Raw genomic sequence first — 8,855 nt, forward strand, 5'->3', positions numbered from 1 at the left:
GCGGTTCGATCCCGCTTATCTCCACCAATTCTCTGTTCGTTCAGAACAAACGTACTTAAAACCCGATAATAATACTGCCCGTTTGCGCAGTGTGACGTTGCATTCGCCGACTGGCTGCGCGCAATGGCGCTGACCTGCAGCGCCTTTCCGTGTTAAACCGTTACGGCCTGTGGCTGCAGCTGCAGCACGCGAAAACCGTGGGTACCGTCGCGATCCAGTTGCGCCACCAGACCATATTCCCAGTCGAGATAGGCCTGCATCACGTCCGGTTCAATATCGGTGCCTTCGTACGGGCGGCGATAACGATCGATGGGCGGCGAGAGCAGGCGCTGCTCGCCCTGTTCGGTGGGCAGACCGGCGGCACGCCAGGCTGCATTGCCTCCCGCCAGCACCCGCACCGGTTTGCCGGTCAGCGTGGCAATTTGCTCCACGGCATAGCTGGCCAGCAGACTGCTGCCGCAGGTCAGCACATAGCGGCCTGCATCGGGCAGTAGAGCCTTGCCCTGCTGCTGCAGGGTGGAACGCAGCAGCCAGGCCGCCCCGGGAATATGGCTGTTGCGGTAATTGGCGAGCGTGGTGAAATCCAGCACCTGCGTGTCGCCAGCCGCCAGCCACTCGGCCAGCTGCGCGGGGGAGATCGATTCCGGCGCAGCAACCGGCGCGACCTGCGGCTGCCAGCTACCGACAGCGCTGAAATCGCTGGCCTGCAATGCGTCAGGCACCGCCACCTGCCAGCCAAGCTGCGCCAGCCAGGAGCCGGTCATATTGGCGCGGACACCGTCATCATCCACCAGCACGATACGCGCACCGCGCACGCTGGCGTAGTGATCGGTCTCCTGTACCAGCTGGCCGCCCGCCACGTGACGGCTGCCCGGCAGATGACCGGCGGCGTACTCTTCGGCATCACGCACATCAAACAGGTAGGTGGTGCGCGCTTCCTGCTGCCAGCGCGTCAGTGTCGCCAGAGAAATGCGTGTCACGCCGGCGCGATCGGCAATGGCGCGGGCCTGGCTCGCGGCCTGACGTTGCGCGGTTTCGCTGGTGTTGCCATAGCGGCGGCTCTGCCCATGCTCCAGCGCATGACCGGCCAGCGTCCAGCCAATGGTGCCGTTGCGCAGCGCGAATACCGGATTACGAACACCGGCATTGATCAGCGACTGCGTGCCAATAATGCTGCGCGTGCGTCCGGCGCAATTCACAATCACCGTGGTGCGCGGTGAGGGGACTAAATCGCGCACGCGCAGCACCAGTTCGCCGCCCGGTACGCTGGTGGCGCCCGGAATGCTCATGGTGTGATATTCATCGAAGCGCCGCGCATCCAGCACCACCACGTCGGCATCATTGCTAATCAGCGCCTGAACTTCATCGGCGGAGAGCGAAGGCGTGCGGGCATGATGTTCCACCAGTTCGCCAAACGCTTTGCTGGGTGAATTGACATCGATAAACAGCTCGCCGCCAGCCGCCTGCCAGCCGGCTAAATCATCGGCCAGTAGCGTGACCTGCTGATAACCCAGCGCGGCGAGACGTTCAGCAGCGGTCTGCGCCAGGCCTTCGCCGTTGTCATACAGCGTAATGGCGGTGTGACGTTGGGGTATGCGGTCCAGCAGCTCCAGCTCCAGCTTTGATAGCGGAATGTTGACGGCAAACAGCGGGTGCCCGGTGGCAAACAGCGCCTCATCACGCACGTCAATGATCGCCACTTCCTGTTGCTGACGCAGCGCTGTCAGCAGTTCCGCCGCCTGGCGAAACGGGAAAACCGGTTTAGTCATGTGAGAGATCCCAAATGTTAGGTAGATAACGGTTGCTGTAACCGGAAATGAAGCGCTTTTCGTGGCCGTCGGCGGTGTAGACTGCGCGCTCAACCGCGCCGATATTTGCGCCATACACGTGGATACTGACAGAGACGCGATCGTCATAGGCGTTGCTGACGCGATGGATATCACCGACCGTCGGCGACACCGCCTCCACGCTGCCGGGTTCAAGCCGCACCGGCGCACCTTCTGCCTGTAAACCGTGCGGGCCCGGCTGCCACGATTGTGAAATCTCGGCGCCGCGCAGCATGCCAATCAGTCCCCAGACGCGGTGATCGTGAATCGGCGTCTGCTGACCCGGCCCCCAGACAAAACTCACCACGGAAAAGCGCTGCTGCGCATCGGCATACAGCAGATATTGCTGATAGTGCTGCGGATGGGGCTGGGTAAACGCCTCATCCAGCCAGTCATCGTGGCGAATCAGTTCGGCCAGCCAGCCGCTGCCCTGCCGCAAAATGGTCGCTTCGTCCGGCTGGCTGTCGAGCAGGGTGGCCAGCCGGGCGACGAAGGTGCGCAGGCGATGGTGCTGATAATCACTCATGATTTGTCTCCCGGCGCGTGCTGGGCGATGCGGTTAGCGGCGGCGGACAGACTGAAGTCAAACGCCTGGCTGACATCGACCTGTTTTGGCAATACCTGATAACGATGGAAAAAGTCGGCGGATTTCTGCAGCGTGGCAATCAGGTGCGTATCAAACACCAGCGGGCGGATGCGCGCATCGTCAATCCAGCTGCGGGTAATGGCGGTGGGCATATTCAGGGTTTTGCTCAGCACGCCGGCGAATTCCTGCGGATGGTGTTGCGCCCAGATTTGCGCCTTCGCCAGTCGCGCCAGCAGGTCGGCAATCGCTTCCCGCTTGCCGGCGTCCTGCAACGCTTCATTACGGGCCAGCGCGTAGGAGTAACCAGACATAATGCCTTTACCGCCGCCGTCCGGCACGCGCACCGTGCCGTCGATGGCGGTCGAGGTGGCAATATAGGGCTCCCACGGCGCCCAGGCCGCGACCGCACCGGACGTCAGCGCCGCGCGGCCATCCACCGGTCCGAGGAAGCGCAGCGTGACATCCTGCGGCGTCAGGCCAGCGCGCTCCAGCAGGCCCAGCAGCAGATAGTGTCCCCAGCCGCCGCGGTTGACCGCGATTTGCTTACCTTTCAAATCCTGCAGCCGGTGAATGCCGGCGTCGGGGCGGGTCAGCAGGGCGATGCTGTCCGGGTTATTCTGCCAGGCACCCACGGCTTTCACCGGCGCGCCTGCCGCATAGACAAACAGAAACGGCAAATCGCCGGTAAAGCCAACGTCGAGCGCCCCGGCATTGAGCGCTTCCTGCACCGGCGCGCCGGAGTCAAAGGCGGTGAGCTTAAGATCGTAAGGCAGATTGTTCAGTTCGCCCGAGGCTTTCAGGGCGGCAAAACGATCGCCTTTCACATCGCCGAGGCGCAGCGTGACTTTATCGGCCGCCAGTAGCGGCTGGAGTGACGCGAGGGCCAGCGCAACACCGGCAAACAGAGCGGCGAGACGCATCAGGCGCTCCTTTTTTCAATTGCGCTGAGCGCAGCCACTTTTTCACGCGTCAGCGGCAGCAGTTCACGGCCGTATTCCACCGCGTCATTCAGCGGGTCAAATCCGCGGATCAGCACGCTATGAATGCCGAGGCGATAGTAATCCAGCAGCGCCTCAGAAACCTGATCCGGCGTGCCGACCAGCGCGGTGGAGTTGTAGCCGCCCTGCACCAGCTTTGCCACGCCGGTCCACAGCACTTTATCGTGGCGATCGCTCTCATGCGCCGCCGCCAGCAGACGCTGCGCACCGACACTCTGCGGCTTCGGCAAACCAAAGGTATAGCCGGTCTCCGCCAACTGCTTCTCTGCGGTGGCGCGGATATGTTCGGCGCGCTCCCAGGCTTCTTTTTCGGTGTTACCCAGAATAGGCCGGAAGGAGATGTTAAACGCAATCTGGCGCCCCTGCGCGGCGGCCGCCGCACGCACGTTACGTACCGTCTCGGCCGCGCCTTTTAACGGCTCGCCCCACAGCGCGAAGACATCGGCATGCCGCGCCGCCACGTCAATCGCCTCCTGTGACGATCCGCCGAAATAGATCGGCAGCTTATGTTGCAGCGGTTTAATGGCAGAGAAAGCCTGCTCAGCCTGGTAAAACCGGCCCTGATGATCGTAAGGCTGCGGCGATTCAAGGCTCTGTTTCAGCACGCTGAGAAATTCGTCGGTGCGGGCATAGCGTTCAGCCTTGCTGAGAAAATCACCGTCGCGGCGCTGTTCGCTGTCGCTGCCGCCGCTGATAATGTGCACGGCCAGTCGGCCGTCGGTGAGATGGTCGAGCGAAGCCAGCTTGCGGGCCGCCAGCGTGGGAGCGACAAACCCCGGACGGTGCGCCAGCAGGAATTTAATCTTCTGGGTATGCGCCGCTGCGTGAGCGGTGACCAGAAAGCCATCGGGTTGATCGGACCAGTAGCCGACAAGGATGCGGTCGAAGCCGGCCGCTTCATGGGCGCGGGCAAAGCGGGCGATGTAATCTTTATCGAACAACGTGCCGGACGCGGGAATGATTTCTGAGGCAAGCCGGTGGCCAATCATACCAAGGAACTGAATGCTCATGCGATTCTCCTGAGGTGAGGTCAGAAAGAAAAGCTACGGGCGCAGACGGCAACAACGGAAATTCGATATTGTGCAAAGGGTTTGCGGGAAACGGTGAAGCAGGGCGTGACGCGGCGGCAGACTGACTGGCGCGGGATATAACGCTTAGGTATATAAAAGAAGAGAAGGGCGAGCCGCAGCCCGCCCTGTAGATCAGAAGCCCAGCACCAGACCGGCGATGGCGGCGGAGAGCACGCTCACCAGCGTCGAGCCGTACAGCAGTTTCAGGCCGAAACGTGATACCACGTTACCCTGCTCTTCATGCAGACCTTTGATCGCGCCTGCGACAATGCCGATGGAGGAGAAGTTGGCGAAGGAGACCAGGAACACCGACAGAATGCCTTCCGCATGCGGCGACAGCTGACCGGCGATTTTCTGCAGATCCATCATTGCAACGAATTCGTTAGAAACCAGCTTGGTCGCCATGATGCTGCCCACCTGCAGCGCTTCGCTGGATGGTACGCCCATTACCCAGGCAAACGGATAGAACACATAGCCCAGCACGCCCTGGAAGCTGATGCCGAAGATGGTATCAAACAGCGCGTTGAGGCCGGAGATCAGCGCGATAAAGCCAATCAGCATCGCCGCAACGATAATCGCTACTTTGAAACCGGCCAGAATGTATTCACCCAGCATCTCAAAGAAGCTCTGACCTTTATGCAGATCCTGCAGCTGCAGGTCTTCTTCGCTGTCCACGCGGTACGGGTTAATCAGCGACAGCACGATAAAGGTACTGAACATGTTGAGCACCAGCGCGGCCACCACGTACTTTGGCTGCAGCATCGTCATGTAGGCACCCACAATCGACATCGACACCGTCGACATCGCGGTGGCTGCCATGGTGTACATGCGGCGCTGTGACATTTTGCCGAGGATATCCTTATAGGCGATAAAGTTTTCTGACTGTCCCAGAATCAGAGAGCTGACGGCGTTAAAGGATTCCAGTTTGCCCATGCCGTTGATCTTCGACAGCACGGTACCGATAGCGCGAATCACCCACGGCAGGATGCGGAAATGCTGCAAAATACCGATCAGGGCCGAGATGAAGACGATAGGGCACAAAACATTGAGGAAGAAGAAGGCCAGGCCTTTCTCGTTCATGTTACCGAACACGAAATTGGTGCCTTCTGCTGCATATTTGAGCAGATGATCAAACAGCCCGGCGAAACCTTTAACAAAACCAAGGCCTGCTTCGGAGTTAAGGAAGAACCACGCCAGCAGCACTTCAATCACCAGCAGCTGAACGATATAGCGAATCCGGATACTCTTACGATCGTGACTGACGAGTAACGCCAGCACGGCTACCACCACCAATGCTGAAAGGAAGTGCAAAATATGGGACATATCGGCTCCAAATTTGAGGAGGGTTGTATTTTGCTGCGTATTCTATGTAACGCGTTACTTAAAAACGAGATCAAAACCACAATATAAGTATTCGGTATCGCTTTATTTCTCAGATTAGTCTCACCGCTCACAACCTGTTTACAAATAGATCACAAGAAATATCCACAAAGAGATTGTCTATAATTTGACCCGGGAGTAGAGTGAAACCTGTTGCATAATTTTTAGCAAGCGCTAACTTTACCTTGTGGTATAGCAATGGCTATACTTTATAGCACCATCTATCAATGCGATAACTATAACCAAATTTCACTTGCCTTGAATGCCCCGTAAGCTGGATGGGTCAGACAAGCGTTAGGACAGGGTCAAAACTATGTCAGAAAGTCGCACCGCCGAGCGCGCCGCTCGCGGAGCCAGAAAGATCAAGCTCGCGCTGCTGGGACCGGCCTTCATCGCGGCCATTGGTTATATCGATCCCGGCAACTTTGCCACCAACATCCAGGCGGGGGCCGCGTACGGCTACAAACTGCTGTGGGTGGTGGTATGGGCCAACATCATGGCGATGCTGATCCAGCTGATGTCCGCCAAGCTGGGCATTGCCACCGGTAAAAACCTCGCCGAGCATATTCGCGATCGCTTCCCGCGCCCGGCGGTGTGGTTCTACTGGGTACAGGCGGAGATCATCGCCATGGCCACCGATCTGGCGGAATTCATCGGGGCTGCGCTCGGCTTTAAGCTGCTGCTCGGCATCTCGCTGCTGCAGGGCGCGGTGTTAACCGGTATCGCCACGTTCCTGATCCTGATGCTGCAAAACCGTGGACAGAAGCCGCTGGAGCTGGTGATTGGCGGGCTGCTGCTGTTTGTCGCCGCCGCTTATATCGTTGAGCTGTTCTTCTCGCAGCCGCGCGTCAGCGATCTGGTAGTGGGCATGGCGCTGCCGAGCCTGCCTACTTCGGACGCGGTGTTCCTCGCGGCTGGCGTGCTGGGCGCGACCATTATGCCGCACGTCATTTATCTGCACTCGGCGCTGACGCAGTACGGTAATAAAGGCAGCAAGGCGGAGCGCTACTCCTCCACCAAGCTCGACGTGGCGATCGCCATGACCATTGCCGGTTTCGTTAACCTGGCGATGATGGCCACCGCAGCGGCCGCGTTTCACTTTAGCGGTCACACGAGCATTGTTGATCTCGACCAGGCTTATCTGACGCTGCAACCACTGCTGGGTCACGCGGCGGCGATTGTGTTCGGGCTGAGTCTGGTAGCGGCCGGCCTCTCTTCTACTGTGGTGGGCACGCTGGCCGGCCAGGTGGTGATGCAGGGCTTTATCCGCTTCCACATTCCGCTGTGGTTCCGTCGTACCATTACCATGCTGCCGTCCTTTATTGTTATCTGGGCGGGCTGGGATCCGACGCGTATTCTGGTGATGAGCCAGGTGCTGCTGAGCTTCGGTATTGCGCTGGCGCTGATTCCGCTGCTGTCGTTCACCGGGAACCGTGACATCATGGGCGATGAACTGGTGAACTCACGCCTGATGCAAAATGCCGGGCGTCTGATTGTGGTGCTGGTGGTGGCGCTGAATATCTATCTGCTGGTGGGCGAAGCGCTCGGCTGGTAAGCAAATGACTGAATAGAAAAATCCCGGCTGCGTCTGCGCCGGGATTTTTTTTAATGGTGATGATGGTCGTGGCGGTCATGCCGATCGTGTCGGTGATCGTGACGCCAGTGTTCGCGACGTTCGCGCTCGTGCCAGCGGTGCTCACGTTCACGTTCCCAGGCACGGTGGCGTTTCCACTCTTCGTGACGCCACCAGCGATGATCGTTGTACTGATAGCGATCGTGCCACCAGCGCGGTTCACGCCAGCGACCGCCGTCCCAGTAGTAGCCGCGACGATCGCGATCGCCGAGATGCAGCGTGACGCCAGGGGCCAGATTGATGGTAGCGCTACTGGCTTCAGCTGTGTGCAGCGCCAGAGGGGATAACGTTGCCAGCAAAGCGGCAAACAAAATTGCACGTTTCATACTTTCTCCTCATCGATAGCATCGAGGCTACCGTGGCGCTAGTGTGCCATATCGGACCAGACACGCCTTGAGATTTAGTCTGAAAAAGTGCCAGCGAAAGGTTGCGCAGCGTTTTCTGCTAAGGACAGCGCCCGGAAAAGTCCGGGCGGGTAAACGGTTACACCAGAATTTGCTCAATGGCAGTGATCTCGTCCGCCGTTAATTCAGGCTGGCTCAGCATGTCGACGGCATCATCGATCTGCGCGGTTTTACTGGCGCCGATCAGCACTGACGTGACGCGCGTGTCGCGCAGCACCCAGCGCAGCGCCATTTGCGCCAGCTTTTGACCGCGCTGCTGTGCCAGCGCCTGCAGTTGCTGCACCTTTGCCATCTTCTCTGGCGTTAGCTGGTTTTCGTTGAGGAATTTGCTGCCGCTGGCGATGCGCGAATCCTGCGGAATGCCCTGCAGATAGCGGTCGGTCAGCACGCCACCGGCCAGCGGCGAGAAAGCAATACAGCCGACGCCATTGTCACCCAGCACGTCGAGCAGACCCTGTTCCGGCGTGCGTTCGAACATCGAATAGCGCGGCTGGTGGATCAGGCAGGGGGTGCCGAGATCGCGCAGCATGGCGATAGCGGCGGCGGCTTTATCCGCCGGGTAGTTCGAAATCGCCGCGTACAGCGCTTTACCCTGACGCACCACCTGATCGAGCGCGCGCATCGTCTCTTCCAGCGGCGTTTCCGGATCCGGGCGATGGTGATAAAAGATATCCACGTACTCCAGCCCCATGCGCTTCAGGCTTTGATCGAGGCTGGAAATCAGGTACTTGCGTGAGCCCCAGTCGCCGTACGGACCGTCCCACATGGTGTAACCCGCTTTGGTGGAGATCACCAGCTCGTCGCGCAGGCCGTGAAAATCTTCGCGCAGAATGCGGCCAAAGTTGCTCTCCGCAGAACCGGGCGGCGGCCCGTAGTTATTGGCCAGATCAAAATGGGTAATACCGCGATCGAACGCGTGACGCAGCAGCGCGCGGCTGTTGTCGACGCGCGTGCTGTC

The 8,855-nt window shown here is 59.4% G+C and carries 8 protein-coding genes; 1 reads left to right on the top strand and 7 read right to left on the bottom strand.

Annotated elements, in window-relative coordinates; genetic code table 11:
• Window positions 1-152: 152 nt before the first annotated feature.
• The 5 genes from ERD80_RS17740 to ERD80_RS17760 form a co-directional block, all read right to left on the bottom strand.
• Entirely contained in the window at window positions 153-1,769 is a 1,617-nt protein-coding gene (locus ERD80_RS17740) for a rhodanese homology domain-containing protein (protein WP_136547872.1), read from the bottom strand.
• The gene (locus tag ERD80_RS17745) at window positions 1,762-2,352 is read right to left on the bottom strand and encodes a cysteine dioxygenase (protein WP_058776543.1); all 591 of its coding nucleotides are present in this window, start codon (window positions 2,350-2,352) and stop codon (window positions 1,762-1,764) included. The genes ERD80_RS17740 and ERD80_RS17745 overlap by 8 nt, the downstream gene beginning before the upstream one ends.
• Window positions 2,349-3,332: an ABC transporter substrate-binding protein gene (locus ERD80_RS17750; RefSeq protein ID WP_132464867.1), complete on the bottom strand. Its 984-nt coding sequence runs from the start codon at window positions 3,330-3,332 to the stop codon at window positions 2,349-2,351. The genes ERD80_RS17745 and ERD80_RS17750 overlap by 4 nt, the downstream gene beginning before the upstream one ends.
• Window positions 3,332-4,420: an LLM class flavin-dependent oxidoreductase gene (locus ERD80_RS17755; protein WP_136547874.1), complete on the bottom strand. Its 1,089-nt coding sequence runs from the start codon at window positions 4,418-4,420 to the stop codon at window positions 3,332-3,334. Before ERD80_RS17755 ends, ERD80_RS17750 begins: the two co-directional genes overlap by 1 nt.
• 192 nt (window positions 4,421-4,612) lie before the next feature.
• Complete coding sequence (locus ERD80_RS17760) at window positions 4,613-5,803, bottom strand: NupC/NupG family nucleoside CNT transporter (RefSeq protein WP_136547876.1); 1,191 nt, start codon at window positions 5,801-5,803, stop codon at window positions 4,613-4,615.
• A 370-nt stretch (window positions 5,804-6,173) separates the two neighbouring features.
• Between ERD80_RS17760 and ERD80_RS17765 the strand changes: the two genes are divergently transcribed.
• Complete coding sequence (locus tag ERD80_RS17765) at window positions 6,174-7,415, top strand: Nramp family divalent metal transporter (RefSeq protein WP_021508247.1); 1,242 nt, start codon at window positions 6,174-6,176, stop codon at window positions 7,413-7,415.
• A gap of 50 nt (window positions 7,416-7,465) precedes the next feature.
• Here ERD80_RS17765 and ERD80_RS17770 read toward each other — a convergent pair whose 3' ends face one another.
• Window positions 7,466-7,819, bottom strand: a complete 354-nt coding sequence (locus ERD80_RS17770) for a DUF2502 domain-containing protein (protein ID WP_058781783.1) — start codon at window positions 7,817-7,819, stop codon at window positions 7,466-7,468.
• A 157-nt stretch (window positions 7,820-7,976) separates the two neighbouring features.
• On the bottom strand, window positions 7,977-8,855 hold an 879-nt coding region (locus tag ERD80_RS17775), incomplete at its 5' end, for an aldo/keto reductase (RefSeq protein WP_136547878.1).

The sequence above is a fragment of the Pantoea sp. R102 genome (assembly GCF_004916815.1).
Lineage (GTDB): Bacteria > Pseudomonadota > Gammaproteobacteria > Enterobacterales > Enterobacteriaceae > Pantoea > Pantoea dispersa.